The sequence below is a fragment of the Paraburkholderia strydomiana genome, assembly GCF_031456815.1.
Classification (GTDB): domain Bacteria; phylum Pseudomonadota; class Gammaproteobacteria; order Burkholderiales; family Burkholderiaceae; genus Paraburkholderia; species Paraburkholderia caledonica.
Window position 1 is genome coordinate 32480 of the sequence record NZ_JAVDVL010000003.1, and the last position, 24377, is coordinate 56856.

At 62.7% G+C, this 24377-nt stretch carries 24 protein-coding genes; 13 read left to right on the plus strand and 11 right to left on the minus strand.

Annotated features, from left to right (window positions below; translation table 11 throughout):
• Positions 1-204 precede the first annotated feature (204 nt).
• Entirely contained in the window at positions 205-1065 is an 861-nt protein-coding gene (gene nadE, locus J2W46_RS09715) for an ammonia-dependent NAD(+) synthetase (protein WP_310353174.1), read from the plus strand.
• A gap of 140 nt (positions 1066-1205) precedes the next feature.
• On the opposite strand, the gene J2W46_RS09720 is transcribed toward nadE, so the two are convergent.
• The 5 genes from J2W46_RS09720 to J2W46_RS09740 form a co-directional block, all read right to left on the minus strand.
• A complete protein-coding gene (locus tag J2W46_RS09720; RefSeq protein WP_027779729.1) occupies positions 1206-1472 on the minus strand; it encodes an RNA-binding protein in 267 nt (88 codons plus the stop codon).
• 440 nt (positions 1473-1912) lie between these two features.
• Positions 1913-2269 carry a hypothetical protein gene (locus tag J2W46_RS09725; RefSeq protein WP_310353176.1) on the minus strand — a complete coding sequence of 119 codons (357 nt, stop codon included), beginning with the start codon at positions 2267-2269 and terminating at the stop codon, positions 1913-1915.
• A gap of 154 nt (positions 2270-2423) precedes the next feature.
• Positions 2424-3062: a hypothetical protein gene (locus tag J2W46_RS09730; protein WP_310353178.1), complete on the minus strand. Its 639-nt coding sequence runs from the start codon at positions 3060-3062 to the stop codon at positions 2424-2426.
• A 162-nt stretch (positions 3063-3224) separates the two neighbouring features.
• Positions 3225-4880, minus strand: a complete 1656-nt coding sequence (locus J2W46_RS09735; RefSeq protein WP_310353180.1) for a S10 family peptidase — start codon at positions 4878-4880, stop codon at positions 3225-3227.
• Positions 4881-4935: 55 nt separating this feature from the next.
• Entirely contained in the window at positions 4936-6495 is a 1560-nt protein-coding gene (locus J2W46_RS09740) for a S53 family peptidase (protein WP_310353181.1), read from the minus strand.
• A gap of 308 nt (positions 6496-6803) precedes the next feature.
• On the opposite strand from J2W46_RS09740, the gene J2W46_RS09745 reads away from it, so the two are divergent.
• Positions 6804-7313, plus strand: a complete 510-nt coding sequence (locus J2W46_RS09745; protein WP_020068520.1) for a DUF1993 domain-containing protein — start codon at positions 6804-6806, stop codon at positions 7311-7313.
• 82 nt (positions 7314-7395) lie between these two features.
• Here J2W46_RS09745 and J2W46_RS09750 read toward each other — a convergent pair whose 3' ends face one another.
• Positions 7396-7716, minus strand: a complete 321-nt coding sequence (locus J2W46_RS09750; protein WP_131320797.1) for a YnfA family protein — start codon at positions 7714-7716, stop codon at positions 7396-7398.
• A gap of 172 nt (positions 7717-7888) precedes the next feature.
• On the opposite strand from J2W46_RS09750, the gene J2W46_RS09755 reads away from it, so the two are divergent.
• The gene (locus tag J2W46_RS09755) at positions 7889-8062 is read left to right on the plus strand and encodes a DUF1289 domain-containing protein (RefSeq protein ID WP_020068518.1); all 174 of its coding nucleotides are present in this window, start codon (positions 7889-7891) and stop codon (positions 8060-8062) included.
• 17 nt (positions 8063-8079) lie between these two features.
• Here J2W46_RS09755 and J2W46_RS09760 read toward each other — a convergent pair whose 3' ends face one another.
• Positions 8080-8745, minus strand: coding sequence for a LysE family translocator (locus J2W46_RS09760; protein ID WP_131320796.1), 666 nt, complete (start codon positions 8743-8745; stop codon positions 8080-8082).
• A gap of 155 nt (positions 8746-8900) precedes the next feature.
• On the opposite strand from J2W46_RS09760, the gene J2W46_RS09765 reads away from it, so the two are divergent.
• Together J2W46_RS09765 and J2W46_RS09770 are read left to right on the plus strand one after the other, a co-directional pair.
• Positions 8901-9368: an Lrp/AsnC family transcriptional regulator gene (locus J2W46_RS09765; protein ID WP_020068516.1), complete on the plus strand. Its 468-nt coding sequence runs from the start codon at positions 8901-8903 to the stop codon at positions 9366-9368.
• An 85-nt stretch (positions 9369-9453) separates the two neighbouring features.
• Positions 9454-9687: a hypothetical protein gene (locus J2W46_RS09770; protein WP_087754396.1), complete on the plus strand. Its 234-nt coding sequence runs from the start codon at positions 9454-9456 to the stop codon at positions 9685-9687.
• Positions 9688-9807: 120 nt separating this feature from the next.
• On the opposite strand, the gene J2W46_RS09775 is transcribed toward J2W46_RS09770, so the two are convergent.
• Both J2W46_RS09775 and J2W46_RS09780 read right to left on the minus strand, forming a co-directional pair.
• Complete coding sequence (locus tag J2W46_RS09775) at positions 9808-10284, minus strand: OsmC family protein (RefSeq protein WP_310353186.1); 477 nt, start codon at positions 10282-10284, stop codon at positions 9808-9810.
• 87 nt (positions 10285-10371) lie between these two features.
• A complete protein-coding gene (locus J2W46_RS09780; protein WP_310353189.1) occupies positions 10372-10728 on the minus strand; it encodes a hypothetical protein in 357 nt (118 codons plus the stop codon).
• A gap of 202 nt (positions 10729-10930) precedes the next feature.
• On the opposite strand from J2W46_RS09780, the gene J2W46_RS09785 reads away from it, so the two are divergent.
• The 6 genes from J2W46_RS09785 (at position 10931) to J2W46_RS09810 (ending at position 20834) form a co-directional block, all read left to right on the plus strand.
• Positions 10931-12934, plus strand: coding sequence for a bifunctional DedA family/phosphatase PAP2 family protein (locus J2W46_RS09785; protein WP_310353192.1), 2004 nt, complete (start codon positions 10931-10933; stop codon positions 12932-12934).
• A 361-nt stretch (positions 12935-13295) separates the two neighbouring features.
• Positions 13296-14585, plus strand: coding sequence for a DUF3300 domain-containing protein (locus J2W46_RS09790; RefSeq protein WP_310353194.1), 1290 nt, complete (start codon positions 13296-13298; stop codon positions 14583-14585).
• 20 nt (positions 14586-14605) lie between these two features.
• Complete coding sequence (locus tag J2W46_RS09795) at positions 14606-15550, plus strand: DUF2950 domain-containing protein (RefSeq protein ID WP_310353196.1); 945 nt, start codon at positions 14606-14608, stop codon at positions 15548-15550.
• A gap of 203 nt (positions 15551-15753) precedes the next feature.
• Positions 15754-17517, plus strand: a complete 1764-nt coding sequence (locus J2W46_RS09800) for a methyl-accepting chemotaxis protein (RefSeq protein WP_310353199.1) — start codon at positions 15754-15756, stop codon at positions 17515-17517.
• Positions 17518-17774: 257 nt separating this feature from the next.
• On the plus strand, positions 17775-18947 hold the full coding sequence (locus tag J2W46_RS09805; protein WP_310353201.1) for a sigma-54-dependent Fis family transcriptional regulator: 1173 nt from the start codon (positions 17775-17777) through the stop codon (positions 18945-18947).
• Positions 18948-19031: 84 nt separating this feature from the next.
• Positions 19032-20834 (plus strand): NAD(P)/FAD-dependent oxidoreductase, encoded by a 1803-nt coding sequence (locus tag J2W46_RS09810; RefSeq protein WP_310353204.1) that lies wholly within the window; start codon positions 19032-19034, stop codon positions 20832-20834.
• A 55-nt stretch (positions 20835-20889) separates the two neighbouring features.
• Here J2W46_RS09810 and J2W46_RS09815 read toward each other — a convergent pair whose 3' ends face one another.
• Positions 20890-21741 (minus strand): LysR substrate-binding domain-containing protein, encoded by an 852-nt coding sequence (locus J2W46_RS09815; RefSeq protein WP_310353207.1) that lies wholly within the window; start codon positions 21739-21741, stop codon positions 20890-20892.
• Between the two features lie 121 nt (positions 21742-21862).
• Between J2W46_RS09815 and J2W46_RS09820 the strand changes: the two genes are divergently transcribed.
• Both J2W46_RS09820 and J2W46_RS09825 read left to right on the plus strand, forming a co-directional pair.
• Positions 21863-22567 (plus strand): haloacid dehalogenase type II, encoded by a 705-nt coding sequence (locus tag J2W46_RS09820; protein ID WP_310353210.1) that lies wholly within the window; start codon positions 21863-21865, stop codon positions 22565-22567.
• Positions 22568-22585: 18 nt separating this feature from the next.
• Positions 22586-23374 (plus strand): aldolase, encoded by a 789-nt coding sequence (locus tag J2W46_RS09825; RefSeq protein ID WP_310353212.1) that lies wholly within the window; start codon positions 22586-22588, stop codon positions 23372-23374.
• A gap of 2 nt (positions 23375-23376) precedes the next feature.
• On the opposite strand, the gene J2W46_RS09830 is transcribed toward J2W46_RS09825, so the two are convergent.
• Complete coding sequence (locus J2W46_RS09830; protein WP_310353215.1) at positions 23377-24219, minus strand: TetR/AcrR family transcriptional regulator; 843 nt, start codon at positions 24217-24219, stop codon at positions 23377-23379.
• Positions 24220-24377 lie beyond the last annotated feature (158 nt).

Below are 24377 nucleotides of genomic sequence, written 5' to 3' on the forward strand. Positions count from 1 at the left end.
GGCCGCTTGAGATGGTTCATCGCGGGTTCGCACTGATGTGATTATTATTGGTTGCTCGCAGGTTGATGCGGCTCTCGGAACGAGGATGTTACTCAGCGCATGGCAATCTGTCGATGGACCTTCGGCGGGTCCGCTACGTGCTCGCCACTGTCGCGCTGAAGTTGTTTCTTTGACATTGCGCCCGGGCGCGAGGAGCAGAAGATCATGAAGCAAACCGATCCAGCCGCGATTCAAGCGGACATCGCCGCCGAAATGCACGTCACTGCCGAGTTCGACGCCAACGCGGAGATCGAACGCCGCGTCTCTTTTCTCGCGAACTATTTGCGCGGTAACGGCCTGAAAGCGTACGTGCTGGGTATCAGTGGCGGCATCGATTCGACTACGGCCGGGCGCCTCGCGCAACTGGCCGTCGAGCGGTTGCGGGCCGCGAACTACGACGCGCGTTTCGTCGCAATACGTTTGCCGCACGGCGAGCAGAAAGACGAAGCCGACGCGCAGCAGGCGCTGGCATTCATTCGCGCGGACGAGACCGTGACCGTGGACATCAAGCCCGCCGCGGACGCGATGCTCGCGTCGCTGCATCAAAGCGGCCTGCCGTTCGCGGACGAAGCGCAGGAAGATTTCGTCCACGGCAATATCAAGGCACGGCAACGGATGATTGCGCAGTACGCGATAGCCAGCACGCGCATGGGCGTGGTGATCGGCACCGACCACGCGGCCGAGTCGCTAATGGGATTTTTTACGAAGTTCGGAGACGGCGGCGCCGATGTCCTACCGCTCGCCGGACTCAACAAGCGGCAGGTGCGCGCGGTCGCGAAAGCACTGGGCGCCTCCGACGCGCTCGCTCACAAGGTGCCGACCGCGGACCTCGAAGCGTTGCGCCCGCAACGGCCTGACGAAGACGCCTACGGCGTTCCATACGAGACGATCGACGACTTCCTGGAAGGAAAATCCGTAAGCGATGAGGCACGCAAGATCATCTTGCGTTTTTACGAGATCACGCGGCACAAGCGCGCGTTGCCGTACACGCCGTTCGATTGGCCGGAGGCTGGAAGCGGAGACTAAGACGGCAAGAGCCGCTGAGCGACACAGCGAACACCGGTTGGGCGCGCCGCCGGATCAAGTCTTGAAACGCCGCTTTCTGCGCCTTGCCCGCACCCTACTCGCGCCTTCGCTGCGGAAGACGCCAGAGGAAGGTCCAGCAGTCACTGCTCCGGTGGCGGCTCGTCGGTGAATAGATCGGCGCTCGCCTCGAGCACCATGCCGCCCAACTGCTTGCCATGAATCTGACGCGCGATGACCTCGCCGACATACGGCACCTGCGCGTCGAGTTCGACCGTGGCATAGGCGCCGGGCGTACCGGCGTCGACGACTTCGACATTGCGAGCGTAGTGCCCCAATTCGCGCTGGAGGAACTCGCGCACTTCCTGCTCGCTGCACGACGGCGCGATGTTGCGCACGATCAGGTTCATGCGGCCTACCCTCGGCGGCTAGTGCGGTCGGAGGAATGTATGTGCACGCGGCGCAATGCGGCACGCTGTCTGGCCTGCGCGGCGGCGAGTTCACGGATGAGTGCGGCGCCCGCTGCGCCAAGCGCGGCCAATGACAGGTAGAAGGCAATCATTCGAATCTCCGGTAATTGGGCTGGCCCTGTTTCAGAAGCCACTTGCGACCATGCATGCAGTACGTCACGGCGTCCTGGAGGACACCGCGTTACGGACGCAGTCAGTGCACTGTACCTGAACAGCGGAACATTCGCTGGGTAGCGAAGCCGCATGCTCCCTCGGTGCGCCGGACTATGGACCGCGCTTCTGGGCATGCGGAAGCGGGTCGCAAGAAACGGACCGCCGCGTCAATCACCGCAGAGATCACGCCGGGGTGCAACGCGGCAACCTGGCTTGTCGCGGGAGGATCAGTCCGCCTGTTGAACGTTGGCTGCGCTGACCCACCACGCGTTCTTGCCTTGCGGCAGTTCGACCAGGACTGCGGACGGATCGTCGACGCCGTCGTCCGCGACTTCGCACACTGCAAGTCCGTCGGGTAGATGCTTTACTTCGCCAGCCGACTGGAACAGCGCGACGCGTTGCGCATTCAACGGACGCAACTGGCGGTACACGTCGAAGCTGATGGCTGCAGGCACGTCGCCGCGAATTTGCAGCGCGTCCGCTTTACCGCAATGAACCGGCTCGGCGGCGAATACGGACGCGCCGGCGGCACACGCGATGGTCAGTGCGGCAAGCGTCGCCGCGGCAAGAGGTGAATGGGTCATGATGATTCTCCAGGAATAAGTCAGGTGGTGCGATGAACGGCAAGCGACTCACGGGCGCACGTTGAAAGAAAACCCTCTTCCATCTGCATACGAGCGCGGCCAGGTCCATGCGAACGAATTTGATCAGCGGCACGCAGTTTCCGGGAACACAGCCTCAAGGCTGCGAGCCATGTCCGGCTGCCCGCCCGCTCTCGGCGCTGGTGGCGACGTCCAGCCGGCTGACGTCGCACGAGGTCTGGCTGAAGCCCGAATAGACCACCGACCAGTCGCCGACAATCGCCGCTTGCGCTTCCGCGAGACTGATCTTGCCCTCGCAGACGCAGCGCTTGAGCATGACCGCCGCGCGCGCCTTCCGGCGCTCGCCCTGGCGGCCCGCCCACGGCAGCAGACCGAGGTTGGAAGGCGCGTCCGGCGAACCGCCGAGCACCACGGGTACGCGCCTGTCCAGCGCGAAATCGGCGCCGTCGTCGGCGTCGATGCCGCGCTCGGCAAGCATCCGGTCCTTGTGCGCCATGAGTTCATCGAACGGCGGCGCGACCGCGCTGGCATAGCCCGGGCGGCATATCGTTTCGCCGATCGATTGCTGTGTGACGCGTTCGTCGAGCATGCGCGCCTCCTGCGCATACGCGCCACCCACGCGCAACGCGAGAAGCGCGGTGGCGCTCAGCGCCACGGCAAACCGCAACGAGCGCGGACGCCGGGACGCAAGCGCGAGCAGATGTGCCCTGAAGATCCTACCTGTGTGGTCGCTGGAACAGCCGCTGCGACGCCTGTCTGCAATTTCTGCGTTCATTCGTCGGCGCGCCTGCGGAGGCACGCAATAGTCAATTCGCAAGGTAATTAAAACACATTCAATACGCATGCGAAAAAAATGCTTGCCCGCCGGATGCACGACGTGCGTTGCGATGACCTTCCACGGCGACGCAATGCCGCCGCGGACCCACCACCGCCCGACCTACTGTGCCACGCGAGCCTGCAGCGCCCGAATACGGCTCAGTGCCTCGGTGTTCGCCACCGCCGAATCGTACATTGCCGCGAGATCCGCCTTCAACGCGGTACGCGAGCCGCCGTCGAGATAAATCATGTGACCCGACGGATAGAAGCGCGCCGAAAGGTTCTGCCGAACCTGCTGACTGAGCAGCGGCATCTGCTGCAGGTCGAGCACAGTCTGGTAGAACGGCGTGACGAAATCGTAGAAGCCGTTTGCCGACAGCACCTTGAGGTCCGGATTCAGTGCCATGACGGCGGCCAGATCGCCGGCCGTGTATAGAATCACGTTGCCCTTGTCGTCCACGCCCTTTTGAGCACCGGTCGGGTCGGTATGGCTGAAGTCCCAGAACTGGAACGCCTGATCGTTCAGGTCCGTGAACGCCGAGTTCGACGTGTATTTCAACTGCTCGTTCAGATAGACGTTCCACATCGTCGTGTAGACGCCCGAGACCGCCGTCATGGTCGGATCGTTGCCGCCCGAATTGGGATCGACCTTGCCGGCTATGCCGGTTCCGATCGCGGTGACCCGGCCGTCGTATGCGCCAAGCACTAGACCTTGCGGCTTGAGCAGCGTGGTCAGAAATAGCGAATTGCCGCGGCTGTCGTACGACGCGACATCGAGACTCCACGCAAGCAAGGTCGTCTTGTCGATGCCCGTGTATTCGGCGAGTTTCTCGACCGTCGCAGAATCGGTGGTCGGGAATTTGCGCAGCGCCGCCAGGTAGTCGGTGCGCGCGAACTGCGCGACTTCTTCAGCGAACGCGCCCAGATCGGTCGGCCGCGGCGCGATGCCGAGCTTCTTGTGATACCACGCGTCCGCGGCGGCCGTGGGCAGCGCGCCGACAGGATTGCCCGCCTGCGTGTAGTCGAGAATCGACGATTGCAGCGTGATGCCGTTCAGATCGACACCGCCTTCGTGCAGCCGGTAGGCGACGACGCAACTACGCGCCGTGCCGTACGACTCGCCGAACAGGTACTTCGGCGAATTCCAGCGGTTGTTCTTCGTGAGAAAGCGCTTGATGAATTGCGCGATCGAATCCGCGTCCTGGTCGACGCCCCAGAAATCGCGGTTCTTCTTCGGCGCGATCGCCGCCGAATAGCCAGTGCCGACCGGATTGATGAAGATCAGATCGCTTCTGTCGAGCAGGCTGTCGGGGTTGTCTTCTATCGTGTAGGGCGCGGGCGGCGTGAAGTTCGGCATCGACGTCTTGATGCGGCGCGGCCCGAACGAGCCGAGCAGCACGAACACCGCGGACGAGCCCGGTCCGCCGTTATAGAAGAAGGTGAGCGGCCGGGTTTCCTCTTTCTGGTTGTCTTGCGTGAACGCGACGTAAAACATCCGCGCGGCGGGTTCCGAACTGCTCGGATCGACGATCACGAGATGACCCACCGTCGCCGTGTAATTGATCTTCTTGCCGTCTATCGTGACCGAGTGATGCGTGATCGCGGCACTCTCGTCCGTGGCCGTTACGGAGTCGTCAGGCCCGTTGCCGTATGCAACCGGATCGAAGAAAGGCTGATCGGCCGGCTTACGTTTCCCACCGGCCGCTGGGGGCGTGCCCGAGGTTTGAGAATTCTGCGACGATTGCGGACTAACGGACGTTGACTCTGTGCTTGTCATGATGACTCCCTGGGTACGTTCACGTCTTGTGCCGGGTGCTGCGGATTCCTGCTGACTATAGTGCTCCGGCCACTTTCTGACCATTGGGGCTGCCGAGTCCCGTACAGGCGTCCCAGCCCGCCGACGCCGCGAAGCTGCCGTTGTTGCCCTGCGTGATGTCGTTGCAGACGCCCGCCGCCTTATAAAGCTTCGGGTTCACGAAACCCGCCGGCTTGCCTTTCGCCGCGTTGATGCGGGCAATCAGCGCGGCCCAAAGCGGCGCAACCGCGCTCGTCCCGCCGACCACCGTTTGTGTGCCAGCGACGAGCACGGTGTAGCCGGTCAGCGGCGAGGCGTCGCCCGCGACGTCGGGCACGCCACGCTTCGCAAGCGGCTTCTTGCCACCTTTCGACAGCGCAACCGACAAGCCCTCCTGCCAGGCCGGCAACGAAAAAGCGCCACTCACGCCTCCGCCGCCGGCGCCGCCTTGCGGGCCGTCGTTCCAGACCACCTCATGCGTGATGGACGTCCCCGATGCGCTCAGGCTCGTGCCGCCGCACGCGAGTACATACGGGCTCGCCGCCGGGAAATCGACCTGATCTCCCGCGCCCGCGCCGTCGCTCGATCCGCTATCGCCCGACGCGGCGCAGACCGTCACGCCGAGCGCGGCCGCGGTTTGCAGCACGCTGTTGAACGCCTTCAGCGACTGGCTGGTCCAGATGGATTCCGGGCCGCCCCAACTGATCGAGATGACCGACGGCTTGTTGACCGTATCGTGTACCGCACGGCTGACGGCGTCGATGAAACCCGCGTCGCTGTTCGGCGCAAAGTAAACGGCAATGGTCGCGCCGGGCACGATTGCGCCGACGATCTCGATGTCGAGAGTGACTTCGCCGTCGGGACCGTTAGGGTCGCCAGTCGGCTCATTGCGCGCCTGGTCGACGCTCACCGACTTCACCGTGGGCGACGGCACGCCGAGGCTCTTGAAGTACGACGAGAGGTCAGCCGGGTCATACCCGCCGCCCAGTTCAATGATGCCGACGCACTGGCCGCCGCCGTCGCCTTCGGGAAATTTGTAGAGAGACGCCAGTTCAATCGGCGTGAACGAAGCCTGATGCGTCCGGGCCGGGCGGAACGGCGGGCGGATGCGAAAGTGCGGCCGTGCCTGCGGACGGTTGTCGAGCCCGAGCACCGCCTCCACGACGCCGTGCAGATCGTCGGGCACGTTGACCGCGCCGGTACGGCCGCGAAATTCCCCGGCCGTATGGTGCTGATACTTTTCAAGCTTGACTCCGAACGCATTCTGGAATTGCTCAACGGTTCCCGACAGCAGCACGGAGCGCGCGGCCGGGTCTTCACGCACCACGCTCAGGCCGTGCGCAGCCGCGAATGCCTTGACTTTGGCGATGTCGTCGGGGGCTGCGCCATAGTCTTTGGCCAACGTCTCACGCGACAGCGGTTCCACGTTCGGGTCGCCTGCCTCTATGCGTTTCATCAGCGCGTCGAACTGCGCCTGCTGCTGGCGGCGCAGCATTACGAAAACCTCGATCTTTTCCGACGGATCGCAAGCTCCGATGAGTTTCGAACCTTGTTCTACCGTTCGCTCGCTTCCGGGCAGCGGGTGCTTGGTGGCCATGTGTCGACTCTCCTGTTGGCGTGACGGCGCCGGATGCACGAGGGACTGGCGGGGGCGCCCTGTCCGCTCTCTGCCCGACGACAGACGGCACGTTGCTGATTTCAAGGTGCTGCTTGCAGGACTTCGCAAACCTTCGGACCAATGCATTCGAACACAGTTCCGGCGCAGGCGGCAGTCGGCCGAATGGCTAACGCGGCGGCGCGTCATGCGCGGTTCGCGTCGCTCCGCTATGATGCTGCAGCGGCTATCCCGCCGTTACATTGCCTTACGCGCCGTCCGCGCGGGCAATCGAGGAATCAGAGGAACCCATGTCAATTTCGATGTATCAAGCATCACTGCCCGTGCTGATTCGCGGCCTCACCAATCTGCAAGCCATCCTCGGCAAGGCTCAGGCACACGCAGCCGAAAAGCAGATCGATCCGTCGGTGTTCACGAACGCCCGCCTCGCGCCGGACATGTTGCCGCTCGTGCGTCAGGTGTATATCGCAAGCGACACCGCAAAGGGCTGCGCCGCGCGTCTCGCCAATGTCGAAGCGCCCAAATACGACGACGTCGAACAGACCTTCGACGAACTGCATGCCCGCCTTCAAAAAACGATCGACTATCTGCAGGAATTCAGTCCGCAGCAGATCGACGGATCGGAGGAGCGCACAGTCACCCTGAAAATGCGCAACGGGCCCGTCGAGTTCACGGGCCAGTCCTATCTGCTGGGCTTCGTGCTGCCGAACTTCTTCTTCCACGTGACCACGGCGTACGGCATCCTGCGCCACAACGGCGTGGAACTCGGCAAGCTCGACTATCTGGGCGGGTTGAAGTAAGCGATTGGAATAGCGAATGCGCTGGGGCCGCGCCGGAATCGCGCCGCGGTGCAGCGGCACCCGGGCGCGCTGGTTCACGCGCTCAGGCGCGCGGCTGGAATGCGATGATTGCCATGCCGGCCAGCGTCACTGCGACGCCGGCTGCGTCCCACAGCGTAGGCCGCACCTTGTCGACGCACCATAGCCACAAGATCGCCACCGCCACATACACGCCGCCGTACGCCGCATACACGCGGCCCGCGGCGGTGCCGTGCAGCGTGAGCAGCCAGGCGAAAAGCGCGAGGCTGAGTGCGCCCGGCACGAGCAGCCAGACAGAGCCGCCCTCTTTCAGCCATCGCCACGGCAAATAGCAGCCGATAATCTCGGCGACGGCGGTAATCGCATAAAGCAGAAATGTTTTCATTGAAGGCGAAGCATGTCGGTGGTGTTCGTGTCATCGCCGGCCGGAGATGGCCGCTGAATGGGCGCTCCATCGGCGCTCTATCGGCTTTATTAACACAATCACTTGGCGCACAGGCATGCGTCATGCGAAAGTCGCCTCACCTCCTCTGCCCTCCACAACCTGTCCACCGGCTATGAGCACAGCATCGCCCTGTATCGACATCTGCAAATTCGACAGTGAAACCGGCTTTTGCATTGGCTGCTTGCGCACCCGCGACGAATGCAAAACCTGGAAGAAGATGAAGGACAAGCACCGCAGGAAAATTATCGACGACCGTTCGCGCCGCGAACGCAAACTGAACCGGTAGAGCCGGTCGCATTCGCGTCAATCGAGAGAAAGTCGCAGTGCGAATCCGATCAGCGCCGCGGAGAAGGTCCAGCGCTGCAACGTTTGAGCAAGCGGGTGCGCGCGCATCCATCCCGCGATCCGCGCGGCGCCGATCGCATACGTGAGGTCGAAGCAAAAGCCGACCGCGAGCAGCACTGAACCCAGCTCGATCATCTGCAACGCAACGGGCCCCGCCTCCGGACGCACGAATTGCGGCAACAAGACCGAACAGAACAGCAGCGCTTTCGGATTCAGCAGATTCGTCAGCAAACCCTTGACGAACGCCGCCCTCAACTGCCGCATGCCTGCTGTCGCCGTTGCGTCCGTCGGGCGGTTAGCTTCGTCGCGCGCCGCGCCGCCTTCTGGCAACGCGAACATCGGCGAGCGGAAAATCTGGATGCCGATCCACGCGAGATAAACCGCGCCGCCATAACGCACCACGTCGTACAGCCACGGCGCGTTGCGCAACAGCGCGGCGGCGCCGCAAGCGGAGAGCGTGACGTGAGTTGCACGCGCCAAACCGAGTCCGCAAGCCGCCGCAAAGCCGCTCCTCACACCGCGCCCAATACTGGTTTGGAGGATCAACGCCATGTCGGGCCCGGGTACGGCATAAACGACCAGCAGCGCGGCAATATAGACAGCAAGAAGGTGTGCGGAAATCATGGGAGCCTCGTTGTTTCGAGGCTCTATCTTGCTATTGTCGACGGAGGTTTTGCTGGCGAATTTCCGGAGTTCTGGCTGGAAATTTGGCGGAATGCGCTAACATCACGCTGTTTCCGTCAGCTTCCCACTAAAACTCGAAAAGCGCCCGCCAACCCATGTCAACTGACCTCGATAAGACCGATCGCGCGATCCTCGCCGCGCTGCAGAAAGACGGCCGCATGTCGAACGCGAAGCTCGCCGAACTGGTCGGCCTGAGCGAAACACCGTGCGCGCGACGCCTCAAGCGTCTGGAGAACGACGGCTACATCGGCCAGTACCGCGCAGTGCTCGCACGTTCGGCGCTCGGCTTCGGCGTAGTCGCATTCATTCTCGTGCGCTTCGCCGTGCACGACAAAGATCTGGCCAACCGCTTCGAGCGCGAGGTGCAGGCCATACCGCGGGTGATCGCATGTCACAACGTGTCGGGCAGCGCGGACTATATCTTGCAGGTGGTGGCGCGCGATCTGGACGACTACGGCAGCTTCATGCGCGACCAGATGCGCAGTCTGCCGGGCGTGACGTCGGTCGAATCGGCATTGTCGTTGCGCGAAGTAAAGGCCGACGGCGGCTTGCCGCTATCGTGAGCCCGAACGTGGCATAGTCACGCCATTTCACGCGGCGCGCGCCGCACCCACGAACACGGAGTACCGAATGGACAACACCGGCAACATCGATCACGAAAAAGCCCGCGCCGAAGAGAGCGCTGCAATGGAGCGCGTATTGACCGCGACGCAACGCGTGAAGACGGCGTTTGCATCGTTGCAATCGCAATTTCCGCCGGCCGGCAGCGGCAATCCTTCGCAATTCGCGCTGCAGACTTTCGACGCCGCGTTGCAGGAACTGGAAGACGCGCAGGCCGCGTTCGACGAACTGCTGGGCGATCTGCTCGACGGCAATCGCTAATGCGCTGGAAATGCCCCCGTGCGGTAGCGGCTCAATAGCTGCTCGGTACGCGCTCAACACCCAGGAAAGGCGCGCTAGCTTCCGGTTACTTGCAGCCAACAGCGCCCGGCGATAGATCGCTCAGTCCGGGCTCGTCTCGATCACCGGCTCGCACAGAATCGGAAAGTTCACCGAGTTCGCGATATAGCACTTCTCGTGCGCAACGTGATGCAGGCGCCGCGCGAGTTTTACATCGCCGCCCGGCTGAATCACGACGTGCGGGCGCAAAACGATCTGCGAGAAGCGCCCTTGTTGCGGACTGTCGAGCATGGTGCCTTCGGCGTGATCCTGGTACTGCACCACGGCAATGCCGGCGTCCGCGCACAGATGCAGATACCACAGCTTGTGACAGGCCGAAGCGGATGCGACCAGCAAGTCTTCGGGGTTCCACCGCTTTGCGTCGCCGAGAAACGCGGCATCGGACGAGCCTGGAATCTCGGGCTTGCTTCCCGCCGCAATCACATGATCGCGGCTGTAGTCGCGATATCCCGAGGTGCCGCTGCCGAGGTTGCCTGTCCACTGCACGGAGACTTCGTATTTGTGCTCACCGTATGCCATGGGCGCTTCCTGTAGTCGAATGAACCGGTTGGTGGAACGCCCATTTTAAGCCGGCCGCGCCAGTCAATCCGGCCCTCGCGGCTCGATCTATCGCGGCGCCGGGGGCCTTCCGCTCAGGCTCGGTACGCGCGGATCGGGGTTCTGGTTCAGGCTCGTGCCGTTCGCACGCATGTTGTTCGGCACGCGGCCCGCGCCGGCACCCATCACGCCAATCCCGCCGGTTCCCGCAGCACCTCCCGGCGTTGCGAGGCCGGGCGTGGGCGCCAGCGTCGTGCCCGCTGCTCCACCGCCATTGACGCTTCCTCCCGACGGCGTAGCGCTCAAGCCGTCAACGCCAACGCCCGCGCCCGCGCTGCCCGACTGCGCGCAAGCCATTCCACTAAAGCTGGCGAAGCATGCCGCGATCAGCACCGTCCGCCCCACACCGCCAGTTGCGATTTTCATCTGCTGCACTCCGTTAGGTAACGCGCCCCTCAACCAGTATGACGAACCGTTGCCCACTTCGTTCACCGCCGTCACAGGTTCTACGGGACGCCCTACCCAAGTCCTCACTCAAGCCGACGCCCGCGAAAAGGACAGGTTGGAGAATAAAACGCTCCGTGCGCGTTATGATCGATCGTTACGCCATAACGGCTGATTACGCACAATGGAGCAAGCCTACCTTCACCTTTTGCATCAGCTGGCCGGCCATCCGGAATGGATGCTCACGGTTGTATTTTTCGCGGCCTTTCTGGAGTCGGTCGCGGTCATCGGTACCTTCGTTCCCGGCAGCACCGCAATGTTTCTCGCGGGCGCATTGACCGGCACCGGCTCGCTGAGCCTCGGCTGGGTCCTTGCATGGGCAATCGTCGGTGCAATCGCCGGCGACGGCCTCAGCTTCTGGCTCGGCAGCCGCTACAAGAAGCGGATCGTCAAGCTCTGGCCCTTCTCCCGACATCCCGAAGTGCTCGAAGCGGGTTACCGCTTCTTCGACAAGCACGGCGCAAAGAGCGTGGTGCTCGCGCGCTTTGTCGGACCGCTGCGCGCGATCGTACCGGTGGTTGCCGGCATGCTCGGCATGTCGCCCGTGCGCTTCTACGGGATGAACGTGCTCTCGGCGCTGCTGTGGGCACCGGCGCATATCCTGCCGGGCGTCGTGTTCGGCGCTTCGGTGCTGCTCGCCGGGGCCGTCTCGTTCCGGCTCGTGGTGGTCCTCGCGCTGCTCGTCGGCAGCGTCTGGCTCAGCTACCGCGCAGCGGCTTTCCTGCTGTCGCACGCCAACGCGTGGTCGAACGCGGCTGGGCGGCATCTCGGCATCTGGGCTTGCCGTCATCCCGGACCGCTTGGCCGGGTCGCGCGAAGAATGCTGGACCCGCAAGCGCCGGATGCCACCAGCGTCCTGCTGGCGTCGCTGGTCGTGCTCGTGTGCGGCGCACTGTTCTTCGGCGTGCTTCATCAGGTGATCACCGGAGATCCGCTCACCCATGTCGACGAGTCCGTGTACCGCTTCATGCAATCGGTGCGCACGCCGTGGGGCGACACGGTGCTTGCCGCTCTCGCGACGCTCGGCAGCAGTGCGACGCTCGCCGCGCTGATCGTCACCGTTACGCTGTGGATGTTGCTGGAGCGGCGCTGGCGCACCGTGGGCTACTGGCTCGCGGCCGTCGTCTTTTCGCAGATGCTGATCTTCGCCTTGCAATTCGCCATGCAGCGCGCCGCGCCCAACGCGCTCATGACGAATACCTACGCGTTTCCGAGCAACCACGTGGCGGCCACGGTCATCGTCTATGGGTTTCTTGCGTTCCTGCTCGCGCGGCGGGTCGGCATGCTCGAAGGATTGCTGGTGGTCACCGCGAGCACGCTCGTCGTGACCGTGGTCGCGCTTGCGGGCGTGTACTTCGGCCGCTACTGGGTATCGGATGCGATTGGCGGCGCCGCGCTCTCGTACGTGTGGGTGGCGATCGTCGCGCTTACTGCGATGTTGCGTCATCCGGAGTCGCCACCGGCGCGCAGCTGGATGCCGGCAATCGTCCTCGTGGTGGTGCTCGCCAGCATGGGTCTGCAGTCGGGTCTCGGCATGATGACGCCGCCCGGCACGCCAGCGCCTCTGCCGCTCGCACGCGTGACGCAACAACAATGGACGCTTTCCGTGTGGAAGCACTTGCCATGCTATCGCTCGGACATGGGCGGCGACCGCAAGGAGCCGCTCACGCTGCAATGGGTATCGGATGGCGACGCGATCCGCCGCCAATTGCGCAGCGAGGGATGGCTCGAAGGCACCGACGTATCCGCCCATAGCCTGCTCTCGCTGGCCTCGCCGGACGTACCCGCGGTCGCTCTGCCCGTCCTGCCGAAGCTGAACAACGGAGTGCCGTCGTCGCTCGTTTTCATGCGTCCCGGCGACACGCGCGCCGAGCGCGACGTGTTGCGCTTCTGGCCGAGCGGTTATGCGGTCGGCGACGGCGCGGCTGCCGTGCCGCTGTGGGTCGGCGCCATTGCGCATGAACGGCTATCGCATTCATCGTGGCCGCTCAACATTCTGCGCGTCGATAAACAGGTGTCGCCGTTCGAGACTCGCGTGAAGTTCGTCGAAGGCCTCGGCGTCGGGGTTGTCGCGACGGTGAGCTGTCATGGCGTGCCGGTATCGCTGCTTGGCTCCGTCGCAGAGTGACCCACGTCATTCGAACGACGGGTTGAGGCGAGCGCTGTATTGCATCGAACATAGAAAAACTCAGGACGAAACGCAAGCAGACAATTCGACGTGTCTGTATTTTCACGACCTCCGGTTTTATGTCCTGAAGCAATAGATAAATCGTTCTCTTAGGTGATCGTTTCGCCAACTTCAACCTGAATATATTTTCCCGCGCATTGAAATTCCATATAAAAGCCGGTTAATAATCTGTCCATTGGCGCACTACCGGGCTTCAAAACGCGTGCATGAAATGTTTCCTTCAGACGCCATGTCTTTCGGAGTCCGATATACGTTGTACGCCGTAATGAGTTGACGCAGCTTCGAATAGGGAGAGTTCATCGTGAAACGCTCACGCGCAAACCAGAGAGCGACGCTGATCGCCCTCGCCATGCTGGCAGGTTTGCCTGTCATGCTTCAGGTCGCGGTTCCCGCGGCTCATGCGCAAACCGCAGCCAATGTGTCGAAGCAGCAACTCGATTCGCTCACCGCGCCAATCGCGCTCTACCCCGACGCACTGCTCGCCCAGGTGCTGATGGCATCCACCTTTCCGCAGGACATCGGGGCCGCAGCGGCCTGGTCGAAAGCAAACTCCAACATCAAGGGCGACGACGCGGTCAAAGCGGTCGCAGCAGAGCCGTGGGACCCGAGCGTGCAATCACTGGTGGCCTTCCCCCAGGTGCTTGCCACGATGGCCTCGAAGCCCGACTGGGTCGCGCAACTGGGCAATGCGTTTCTTGCGCAGCCGAACGACGTGATGGACTCCGTGCAACGGCTGCGCAAGCAGGCGCAACAGGCGGGTAATCTGAAGACCTCCGAGCAACAGAAGGTTATCGTCGAGCAGAGCACGATCCAGATCGTGCCGGCCAATCCGCAAGTCGTGTACGTGCCGACGTATAACCCGACTGTGGTCTACGGTGCGTGGCCCTATCCAGCGTATCCGCCCGTATATGTACCACCGCCTCCGGGCTATGCGGTCGCGAGCGGACTCGCCGCGGGTCTTGCGTTCGGCGCGGGCATCGCGATCACTAGCGCGCTGTGGAGCGACGTCAACTGGAACAATCACAGCGTCAATATCAACGTCAACCGGTACAACAACGTGAACGTCAACCGGCGCCTCGATGTGAACAGCAACACGACCCGGTGGAACCGCGACACCACGTTCAACCGGAACGCCTCCGCGAATATGGGTAGCGCTCAGCGCGACGCTTACCGGGGGCGCGATATGTCGGCATCTCGCGCGCAGGCGCAACAGACCTTGCAGAACCGCACGGGCCAGAATCTGGGCGGGAGCGCGAGCGAGCGTTTGCAGGGTATCCAGCACGGCGGCGCCAACGCGAGCAATGTCCGGTCGAGCGCACAGAATGTAAATCGCGACAATGCGCTGCGCGGCGCCGGCAACGGCGCGGCGGCGCAGCAGGACATGCACCGCGGACAAGAAAGCCGGCAAGCGCAAGCCGGCGCACGCAACGGCTTCGGCGCGGGCGGCGGCGGACAAGCGCGCGGCGGTAGCCCGGGTGCTGGCGGCGGAGGGCAGTCTCGCGGCGGCGGTTTTGGAGCGGGAGGCGGACAGCCGCACGGCGGCTTTGGTGCGGGCGGCGGCGGACAGCGTCACCTCGGCCGGCAACGTTGAACGATACCCAGGAGCCGCTCATGCACCGCATTCACTCGATCCGCGTTTTCTTCGCGAACGCCGCCGCAGGGCGCTCATCGCATCGCCTTGCCAGCGCTGCAATCGCACTGTCGACGCTATTGTTTTGCACCGCACCGGCGCAGGCCCAAGCCGTTTATCCGACACCGGAAGCCGCCGCCGACGCACTCGTCGACGCGATCGCCACCAACGATCACCCGGCGATGCAGCACGTGCTCGGCACGAACTACAACCGCTTCATTCCGACGAAGGACGTCGGCGAAGAAGACATCTACGAATTCCTCGGCGCATGGGCTGCGGGCCATCGGATCGTGGAGGACGCAGCGCCGCTTCACGGCCGCCCGAGCAAGCACCTGTCGGTGGGCACGAGCGGTTGGACATTGCCGATTCCGCTCGTGCAGGCGGCCAACGGCTGGCGCTTCGATCCGCCGGCGGGCAGCGACGAAATTCTGACGCGCAAGATCGGCCGCAACGAACGCGCAGCGATCATGACCTCGCTTGCCTATCTCGACGCTCAGCGTGACTACCGCGCGTCGACCGGCCACTATGCGCAGCGGCTGCTCAGCACGCCGGGCAAGCATGACGGTCTCTACTGGCCCACCGCCGAGGGCGAACCCGAGAGCCCGCTTGGCCCGCTCGCTGCCGCCATGCCGAAAACCGGCTCGTTGAGCAAGGACGGCTACCACGGTTATCACTTCCGTATTCTGACCGCGCAGGGACCGCACGCGAAAAACGGCGCACTCGACTACGTCCAGAACGGCGCGATGACAAACGGCTGCGGCCTTATTGCGTGGCCGAGCGAGTATGGCAAGACCGGAGTAATGAGCTTTATCGTTAATCAGGACGGCCAGGTTTATCAGAAGAACCTGGGACGGAATTCGGCGCGAGAAGCGGCAGCGCTGAAAGCGTTCGATCCCGATCCGACATGGCAACCGGTTCAGCCTTGAACGGGCCGCGAATCATGAAACGCCGATGACGGCTGTAAGCATCGGCGCAATACATCCGGCAAATTTTGCCGGTCCCCATCTTGCCGCTCTATCCACGCCCCGGCCCGTCGCGGCGCGGCTTGACGTCGTCGATTACAAACAACCTTCAGTATTCCGTCAGGCAGTCGTAAACCAGACATACGCCTTTCTGAATGCGGACGGAAATGAAAAACATCAAGGTATCGACACGACTGCAAGCCGGCTTCGGGCTGTTGACGGCATTCATGCTGGTGCTCGCCGCCATTGCCTTTTATGGTCTCTCGGAACTGGACGCGAGTCTGGACGGCATCGCTCGCGTGAATAACGAGGAAACGCGTCTTGCGAACGAGTTGCGCTCGTCGATACAGGATCGCGCCATCGCGCTTCGAAACCTCGCGTTGATCAGCGATCCGCGCGATGTTGCGCAAGAGGCGGAACGCATGAAAAAGCAGGACCAGCTTTATGCGGACGCATTCCAGCAACTCTCACGTATGTTCGCCGAGCCCGGCACCGCGCCAAAGGAGCGTTCGCTGCTCGATCAGATCAAGCAGGACGAAGCCGCAGCGATGGCGCCGCAGCGCAAGGCCATGGACCTCGCACTGGCGCACGACACCGCCGGCGCGATGCAGGAACTGTTGCAGAACGCACGCCCGCCGCAGCGAGTGTGGCTCGCACGCGCAGTCGAGCTGGCGGCTTTAGAGGACCAACAGAACAAGGAAGCTCGAGAGAACGCTGTCGCCACTTATGCAAAGGTCCGCACGATGGTCGCGGTCATTGCGGCTATCGCCGTCCTGCTGGGCATTGTCACCGCCGCGCTGATCTCGCGCAGCATTCTGCGCCAGTTGGGTGGCGAGCCGAGCGCCGCGCAGGAAATGGCGGCACAGATCGCCGAAGGCAACCTCACCGTCAGCGTGCAAGTGGCACCCGGCGACCGGACGAGTTTGATGGCTTCTCTGGAGGCAATGCGCGAGAAGCTCACATCGATTGTGTCCGGCATCAAAACATCGGCGGAATCGATTTCCGTGGCTGCCGGCGAGATCGCGCAAGGCAATCAGGATCTCTCGCAACGCACCGAGGAACAGGCCGCATCGCTTCAGGAAACCGCGGCCAGCATGGAAGAGCTGACCTCGACCGTGCGTAACAACACCGATAACGCGCGCCAGGGCAGCACGCTCGCGTCGGCGGCGTCGGCGACGGCGGCCTCGGGCGGCGAAGTGGTTCAGCAGGTCGTGGCCACCATGCAAGACATTTCTTCGAGTTCGACGAAGGTGACTGAAATCATTTCGGTGATCGAAGGAATTGCGTTCCAGACGAATATTCTCGCCCTCAACGCGGCGGTCGAAGCCGCTCGCGCAGGCGAAGACGGCCGGGGCTTCGCGGTGGTTGCCGGCGAAGTCCGCACGCTCGCGCAACGCAGCGCGACGGCGGCAAAGGAAATCAAGGACCTGATAGAAGCGTCGGTGTCTCATGTGACAAACGGCTCACAGCTCGTTGAAAACGCCGGTCAAACGATGGGCGAAGTGGTGCGCTCGGTCAAACAGGTGACCGACATCATGGGCGAGATAGCGTCGGCATCGTCCGAGCAGACGAAGGGTATCGAGCAGGTCAACGTGGCCGTCACGCAAATGGACGAGGTCACGCAGCAAAACGCGGCGCTCGTCGAGCAAGCCACCGCCGCTGCACAGGCCATGTCGGACCAGGCGGAAAGCCTTCGTGCGGCGGTGTCGATCTTCCGGGTCGACGCGGCACAGCAGGCGGTGCAAAGCACGGCGCACAGCGTTCGAATGAAGCCGGCGCGCGCCATTGCGACGTCGAAGAAACCCGTGCCGTCGCATTTAAAACCGGTCACGACTTTCGCAAAAGCCGCCGTGGCGTCGCCCATCGCGCCAACGCAGCCCAAAGAACGCGAATTGCAGAGCGCAGGCGCGGACAGCTGGGAAACATTCTGAGTTTTTCGCCTGATAAAAAAACCGGCCTGCGGGCCGGTTTTTTTATTGCTCCGGGCAAGCGTTCACGCCGCGTTCCGCGCGAGTTTGCACGCTGAGAAAAAAATCTCACCGGCGACGATGGTGCACTGCAGTGTGCTCTGCCGATTCGCGCGTGCTACAAACGTACCGTACGTTTCAGGCTGCGGAGACACGCGCAGGATAGCGGCGCAGAATGTCTCCAGCACCCAGTTCGCGCTGAGTTCGCCCGGAGGCTCGTCATGCCCTACGTTCCGTCAACGAGACATATCGACCGCATATGCAACGTCATAGAAGGACGGACGACGCGTGCGGGCGTCGACGGGAAGCGGCTTGCGTCGTCGTATAAACGTTCGCTCGAGCAATATCACCTCGATCCGGGCGCGACCGCCGGTCCGCGCATTCTGACCGTGCCGGAATTACGCGACGTGCAGCATCGCGAGGAATCGTTTCTGCGCGCGTCGGGCCAGTGCCTGTCGCGGCTGCACGAGATGGTGCGCGAGGCCGACTACTGCGTGATGCTGACCGACGCACAGGGCGTCACGATCGACTACCGCGTCGATAAAGACCGCCGGCACGACTTCAAACGCGCGGGGCTCTATCTCGGCTCATGCTGGTCCGAAAGCGAGGAAGGAACCTGCGGTGTCGCGACGGTGCTGCTCGACGCGGAGCCCATTACCGTACATAGAACCGATCACTTCCGTGCGGCCTTTACCACCCTCACATGCAGCGCATCGCCGATTTTCGGTTTGCATGGCGAATTGCTCGGCGTACTCGATGCGTCGGCCGTGCGCTCCCCCGACGACCGCGAAAGCCAGCGGCTCGTCAATCACATCGTGCGGCAAAGCGCGCTTCTGATCGAAGACGCCTGTTTCCTCAACGCGGCCGCGGATTGCTGGGTGCTGCTTGCGCATCGCAACCGCCATTACGTCGAAGCGCAGCCCGAGATCCTCATTGCGATCGACGCCCGCGGCCACGTCATCGCCGCAAACCGCCGCGCACGCGAATGTGTGCCGGCGCTCAACCAGTTGCCGCGTCACGTGTCGGAAATTTTTGACGTTCCCGCCGAGCGCCTCTTCAACGCGAAAGCGGGCCGCGGCCTTGTGTCGCTGAGACTGGGCGACACCGGCTCGCCGCTCTATGCACGCGTCCGTCAGCCCTCCGCCGCGCGGCTTGCGCGAAGCAGGACGGCGGCGCCGCGAGAGAACAGCAATAGCAGTAACGCTGAGAGTGCCGCGCCGCACGCTGCGCCGGCTTTGTCCGATAGCGACGCGCTCGAACGCCGCCGCATCGTCGATGCAATGAACGACGCGAAGTGGCGCACCGAACTGGCCGCGCAAGCGCTCGGCATGTCCCGCGCAACCTTGTACCGGCGGATTGCGAAGCTGCGCATCCTGCCGCCGCACAAGTGCTAGCGGCGCTGCCCCGATTCCCCTAGCGGGCGTAGAACCCGCGCTACCAATGAAGTCCGACTATCCGTTTCAAACGGAGGAGCAACCATGTCTGAAGACACTGCAAATCAAGCGATATCCCAGGTGCTGGAAAGTCTCGAAGCCGCGCTGAAACGCGGCGATACGCAGGCCGCCGTCGACCTGTTTCAGCCGGAGTGTTACTGGCGCGATCTGGTCGCGTTCACATGGAACATCAAGACGCTCGAAGGCCGCGAGCAGATCGCCGCGATGCTCGATGCGCAGGTGGACGCGATCAAGCCGTCGAAACTCCGGCTTGCGGAGAATGAAACGGCGACGCAGGCCGACGGCATTGCGCAAGGCTGGATCACTTTCGAAACCGGAGTCGCGCGAGGCAGCGGTTTCATTCGCCTGAAGGACGGCCTCATCTGGACGCTGCTCACGACCATGGCGGAACTCAAGGGGCATGAGGAGCCGAAAGGCCCGAAGCGGCCGATGGGCGCCGAGCACGGTGCGCGCCGCGACCGCACGAGCTGGAAGGAGCGGCGCGAGGCGGAACTCGACGCACTCGGCACCTCGGAAGAGCCGTATTGCCTGATCGTCGGCGGCGGGCAAGGCGGTATCGGATTGGGTGCGCGGCTGCGGCAGCTTGGTGTGCCGACCATCATCATCGACAAAAACGAGAGGCCGGGCGACGCATGGCGCAAGCGCTACAAGACGCTCTGCCTGCACGATCCGGTCTGGTACGACCATATGCCCTACCTGCCCTTTCCGGACAACTGGCCGGTTTTCACACCGAAGGACAAAATCGGCGACTGGCTCGAGATGTACACGAAGGTCATGGAGCTGAACTACTGGGGCTCGACCGTGTGCAAATCCGCACGCTACGACGAGGCCCAGGGCGAATGGATCGTCGAAGTCGAACGGGAAGGCCGCAATCTCACGCTTCGGCCGAAGCAACTCGTGCTCGCCACCGGTATGTCGGGCAAGCCGAATATCCCGAGCTTCAAGGGCATGGACGTGTTCAAGGGCGAGCAGCATCATTCGTCGCGGCATCCCGGTCCGGACGCGTACCACGGTAAGAAAGTCGTCGTGATCGGCGCGAACAATTCGGCTCACGACATCTGCGCGGCCCTGTGGGAAGCAGGCGTCGACGTGACCATGGTGCAGCGCTCGTCCACGCACATCGTCAAATCGGATTCGCTGATGGAGTTCGCGCTCGGCGATCTTTATTCGGAGCGCGCGGTGGCGGCGGGCATGACAACCGCGAAGGCTGACCTGACCTTTGCTTCCATTCCGTATGCGATTCTTCACGAGTTCCAGATCCCGGTCTTCAACGCAATTCGCGAACGCGATGCGGCGTTTTACGCGCGGCTCGAAGAAAGCGGCTTCATGCTCGATTTCGGCGACGACGATTCGGGTCTGTTCATGAAGTACCTGCGTCGCGGCTCAGGGTATTACATCGATGTCGGTGCGTCCGAACTCGTCGCCGACGGCAAGATCAAGCTGAAAAGCGGCGTGGACGTGGTGGAACTGAAAGAGCATTCGGTGCTGCTCAGCGACGGCAGCGAACTCGAAGCGGACCTCATCGTGTATGCGACAGGCTACGGTTCCATGAACGGCTGGGCCGCCGATCTCATCTCACGCGAAGTGGCCGACAAGGTCGGCAAGGTGTGGGGACTCGGCTCGAATACAACCAAAGATCCAGGTCCGTGGGAAGGCGAACAGCGCAACATGTGGAAGCCCACGCAGCAGCAGGCGCTGTGGTTTCATGGCGGAAACCTGCATCAGTCGCGGCATTACTCGCAGTATCTCTCTCTGCAACTGAAGGCTCGCATGGAAGGCATTCCGACGCCTGTGTTCGGATTGCAGGAAGTGCATCACCTGTCGTAGGCGTCGAGCAGTCGGGCCGGTTTTTCAGTTCTTGTTTGTCATTCCGCCGGCCCTTCTATGCCTCCATCTCCGCCAGCAGGAAGTCGACCAGCGCGCGCTGATGCACGTTGAGCACGCCGCCGGAGCTGACAAGTGCGAGTTCGGTCGGCGGCAGAGGCGGAAAGCCGCTGCATACGCGATGCTCGGGGAGTACCGCTGTAGTCGGCAGAACGGAGATGCCGAGCCCAGAAGAAACCGCCGCCTGGATACCCGTGAGGCTATGGCTTCCGAATGCGATTCGCCAGCGGCGATGCGCCTTGTCGAGACCCCTGATCGCGCGCTGCCGGTAGACACAGCCTTGCGGAAATAACGCGAGAGGCACGGGTTCGTCTAACGACTCCTCCGGCGCTTGAGCATGCGCGCCTCGCACCCACACGAGCGACTCCGGCCATGAAGCCAGACACTCCCCGCTCGCCGGCTCGCGTTTGACCAGCGCGATCTCGATCTCACCGCCCGAGAGTCTGCGTTGCAGCTCGGCGCTCATGCCGGCCACCGTTTCGAGCCGCACGCCTGGTTTCGTCTTGACGAAGCCGGACAACATCGCCGACATGCGGCGCGCGTCGAAATCTTCCGGTACGCCGATGCGAAGCGGCGTGACCGCGACGTCGCTCGTCAACGCATCTTGTGCTTCCTGCGCGAGCGCGAGCAGCCGCCGCGCGTATTGCGCGAGCAGTTCGCCGTGCTCGGTTGCCGTCACCTGATTGCCGGTTCGGTCGCGCATCAGCAACGTGCGCCCGACGAGTTCTTCGAGACGCCGCACCTGCTGGCTCACCGTGGACTGCGTGCGATGCACGCGCTCGCCCGCACGCGTGAAACTGCCTTCGTCGACGACGCAAATAAGCGTATTCAGCAGGTCGAGATCAAGCATGGCGGACTCGCTTCGTTATTTAAGATGCAACTGACGTCGAGAGATTAATTTAATTTTCAAATATCTGTCAATGTGCTTAATCTGACGTCATTCACAGATCTACTTACGTCGGAGTCCATTCATGTCACTGCACAACACCGCCCGCCCCCGCTGGCTTACGTTCGACTGCTACGGCACGCTGATCCAGTGGGACGAAGGCTTGCAGGCGGCCGTCCGCGAAATTCTCGAAACCAAGCACGGTCACGACGTCGATCCGGCACGGCTCATCGCAGTGTACGACCGGCACGAGCATGCGCTCGAACAGACCGCGCCGCATCGCTCGTTTCGCGAGGTGGCAGGCGCTGGGCTTCATCTTGCACTCACGGAACTCGGGCTGCCCGCTGACGAACGCGATGTCCGCACATTGACTGACCGCATCTCCGCCATGCCGCCATTTCCGGAAGTGGTCGACACCTTGCAGAGACTGAAGGAAGATGGCTACCGTCTGTGCATCGTGTCGAATACCGACGACGACGTCATAGCCGGCAACGTTGCCCAACTCGGCGGCCATATCGACCGCGTCATCACCGCTCAGCAGGCGGGTGCCTACAAACCCGCGCGAAGGCTGTTCGATTACGCGCATGAGCAACTCGGCGTGACGCGCGACGAGGTGGTGCATATCTGCGCGAGTCCGCATCTCGATCACGCGGCCGCTCGCGACATAGGCTTTCGCTGTGTGTGGATAGATCGCGCAACAGGCCGCACGCTGCTGCCCGACTACACTCCCGATGCAACGCTCTCCACACTCGATCAGGTACCGGCGCTTTTCGCTTCGCTCGGCTGGTGACTTTCAGGAACTACGACCATGGCGCATACGCTTTCATCCATTGGCGCGACGAATCCGCAGCCGACGTTGCGGCTCGAATCCGACGCCATCAACGAAGCACGAATTCAACTCGCGGCATGCTTTCAACTGGCGTCGCAATACGGTTTTGAAGAGGGAATCTGCAATCACTTCTCGGCTGTGGTGCCCGGGCACGACAACCTGTTCTTCGTCAATCCGTATGGTTATGCGTTCTCCGAAATCACGGCTTCACGGCTGCTGGTTTGCGATGTCGACGGGCATGTCGTAGCCGGCCAGGGCCAGCCGGAAGCAACCGCGTTTTATATCCACGCACGTTTGCATCGACTAAAGCCGCGCGTGAAGGCCGCGTTTCACACGCATATGCCGAATGCCACGGCGTTGTGTCTGCTCGAAGGTCCGCCGCTATTGTGGCTCGGGCAGACAGCACTCAAGTTCTATGGACGCACCGCAGTCGACGAGAACTACAACGGACTCGCGCTCGACGATTCCGAAGGCGACCGCATTGCCGAGACAATCGGCGATGCGGATATCCTGTTCCTCAAGAATCACGGCGTAATGGTTGCGGGCGCGAGCATTGCAGAAGCGTGGGACGATCTCTACTACCTGGAGCGCGCCGCGGAAGTTCAGCTAAAAGCGATGAGCGCCAATCGCCCACTCAAAGCCGTGCCGCACGACGTGGCGCAGCGCACTTATGAACAGATGCGCGCCGGCGACAAGGAGAGCGCACGCGCTCATCTGGACAGTGCAATGCGAGAACTGCGCAGGCGCGCAATCGCGTTCGACCAATAGAATTACTTGCGCGCCCGGTGCGCTGCGGCGATTGCGTCGAGCCCCGCCATGACGAAGCGCACGAGGTCTTCCACGAGCGCATTCTTATCTTTGGCAACGGCGGGCAGCAACGCTGCCTGCGCCTGCCGCGGCGCAATCATCAACGCAATGCAGGGCAGCACGGTGAACATCACCGCTCGCTGCACAGTCGGCTCCTGCGGATTCAACTGCAATACTTCCCCCATCAAACCGAGCAGAACAGCAGCTTTCGGCCGCACCGCCTTTTCGATGAGCGCCGGAATAGCCGGCGACGGCGACAGCATCTCGCGCAACATCAGCATGAATCCCCACGGCGCGCTCGTGCTGGTGGACAGGCCGACGAATCGCGAGATCACCGCGCGCAACTTGTCGCGAGCGTCGCCCGCCCCTGCTGTCAGTGCGGTCAATTCATCGAGGCTCACCACCTGACGATGCGCCTCCACGAGTGCCGCCTCGTATAGCGCCTCGCGACTACCGAAGTGATAGTTGACGGACGCCATCGGCGTGCCCGCACGCTCGCATATTTCCTTGCTGGTGGCATCGGCGAAACCGCGCGCTGCAAAAACCTGCCCCGCAATGTCGAGCAGATGCTGGCGTGTCGCCGCTCCGTCAGGCCGGCTCGCGCGCTTCGCTGCTTTCGGCCGTGGCGGCGTCTCACGCTCGTTCGATTGGTTCGCGCGAGGCTTACCGTCGGGCTGCACTGCCCGCTTCGTCTGTTTCGTCTGTTTCGTCTGTTGCGTCGCTCTCGTCTGCGTTGTTCCCTGCGCTTTTCCAGCCTTCTCTTTACGGTCGACGCGCCCTGCGGTCGTCACTGGTTTTGTTGGCATGAGTCAGTTCCGCTGAAAAAACAGTTTGAATTTGAATTCAAATTCACATAGCATTTATTTTACTTCATCCTGGCGGACAGGGCATTCGCGGAAGCATCAGGAGCGGCCCTTCCCGGCGATGAAAATGGAATGCCCGCTGAACACGCGCCGCGACCGCA

Coding starts and splice junctions, on each gene's coding strand:
- nadE (WP_310353174.1), top strand. CDS start 205: ATGAAGCAAACCGATCCAGCCGCGATTCAAGCGGACATCGCCGCCGAA.
- J2W46_RS09720 (WP_027779729.1), bottom strand. CDS start 1,472: ATGAACCTGATCGTGCGCAACATCGCGCCGTCGTGCAGCGAGCAGGAA.
- J2W46_RS09725 (WP_310353176.1), bottom strand. CDS start 2,269: ATGACCCATTCACCTCTTGCCGCGGCGACGCTTGCCGCACTGACCATC.
- J2W46_RS09730 (WP_310353178.1), bottom strand. CDS start 3,062: ATGAACGCAGAAATTGCAGACAGGCGTCGCAGCGGCTGTTCCAGCGAC.
- J2W46_RS09735 (WP_310353180.1), bottom strand. CDS start 4,880: ATGACAAGCACAGAGTCAACGTCCGTTAGTCCGCAATCGTCGCAGAAT.
- J2W46_RS09740 (WP_310353181.1), bottom strand. CDS start 6,495: ATGGCCACCAAGCACCCGCTGCCCGGAAGCGAGCGAACGGTAGAACAA.
- J2W46_RS09745 (WP_020068520.1), top strand. CDS start 6,804: ATGTCAATTTCGATGTATCAAGCATCACTGCCCGTGCTGATTCGCGGC.
- J2W46_RS09750 (WP_131320797.1), bottom strand. CDS start 7,716: ATGAAAACATTTCTGCTTTATGCGATTACCGCCGTCGCCGAGATTATC.
- J2W46_RS09755 (WP_020068518.1), top strand. CDS start 7,889: ATGAGCACAGCATCGCCCTGTATCGACATCTGCAAATTCGACAGTGAA.
- J2W46_RS09760 (WP_131320796.1), bottom strand. CDS start 8,745: ATGATTTCCGCACACCTTCTTGCTGTCTATATTGCCGCGCTGCTGGTC.
- J2W46_RS09765 (WP_020068516.1), top strand. CDS start 8,901: ATGTCAACTGACCTCGATAAGACCGATCGCGCGATCCTCGCCGCGCTG.
- J2W46_RS09775 (WP_310353186.1), bottom strand. CDS start 10,284: ATGGCATACGGTGAGCACAAATACGAAGTCTCCGTGCAGTGGACAGGC.
- J2W46_RS09780 (WP_310353189.1), bottom strand. CDS start 10,728: ATGAAAATCGCAACTGGCGGTGTGGGGCGGACGGTGCTGATCGCGGCA.
- J2W46_RS09785 (WP_310353192.1), top strand. CDS start 10,931: ATGGAGCAAGCCTACCTTCACCTTTTGCATCAGCTGGCCGGCCATCCG.
- J2W46_RS09795 (WP_310353196.1), top strand. CDS start 14,606: ATGCACCGCATTCACTCGATCCGCGTTTTCTTCGCGAACGCCGCCGCA.
- J2W46_RS09800 (WP_310353199.1), top strand. CDS start 15,754: ATGAAAAACATCAAGGTATCGACACGACTGCAAGCCGGCTTCGGGCTG.
- J2W46_RS09805 (WP_310353201.1), top strand. CDS start 17,775: ATGCCCTACGTTCCGTCAACGAGACATATCGACCGCATATGCAACGTC.
- J2W46_RS09810 (WP_310353204.1), top strand. CDS start 19,032: ATGTCTGAAGACACTGCAAATCAAGCGATATCCCAGGTGCTGGAAAGT.
- J2W46_RS09815 (WP_310353207.1), bottom strand. CDS start 21,741: ATGCTTGATCTCGACCTGCTGAATACGCTTATTTGCGTCGTCGACGAA.
- J2W46_RS09820 (WP_310353210.1), top strand. CDS start 21,863: ATGTCACTGCACAACACCGCCCGCCCCCGCTGGCTTACGTTCGACTGC.
- J2W46_RS09825 (WP_310353212.1), top strand. CDS start 22,586: ATGGCGCATACGCTTTCATCCATTGGCGCGACGAATCCGCAGCCGACG.
- J2W46_RS09830 (WP_310353215.1), bottom strand. CDS start 24,219: ATGCCAACAAAACCAGTGACGACCGCAGGGCGCGTCGACCGTAAAGAG.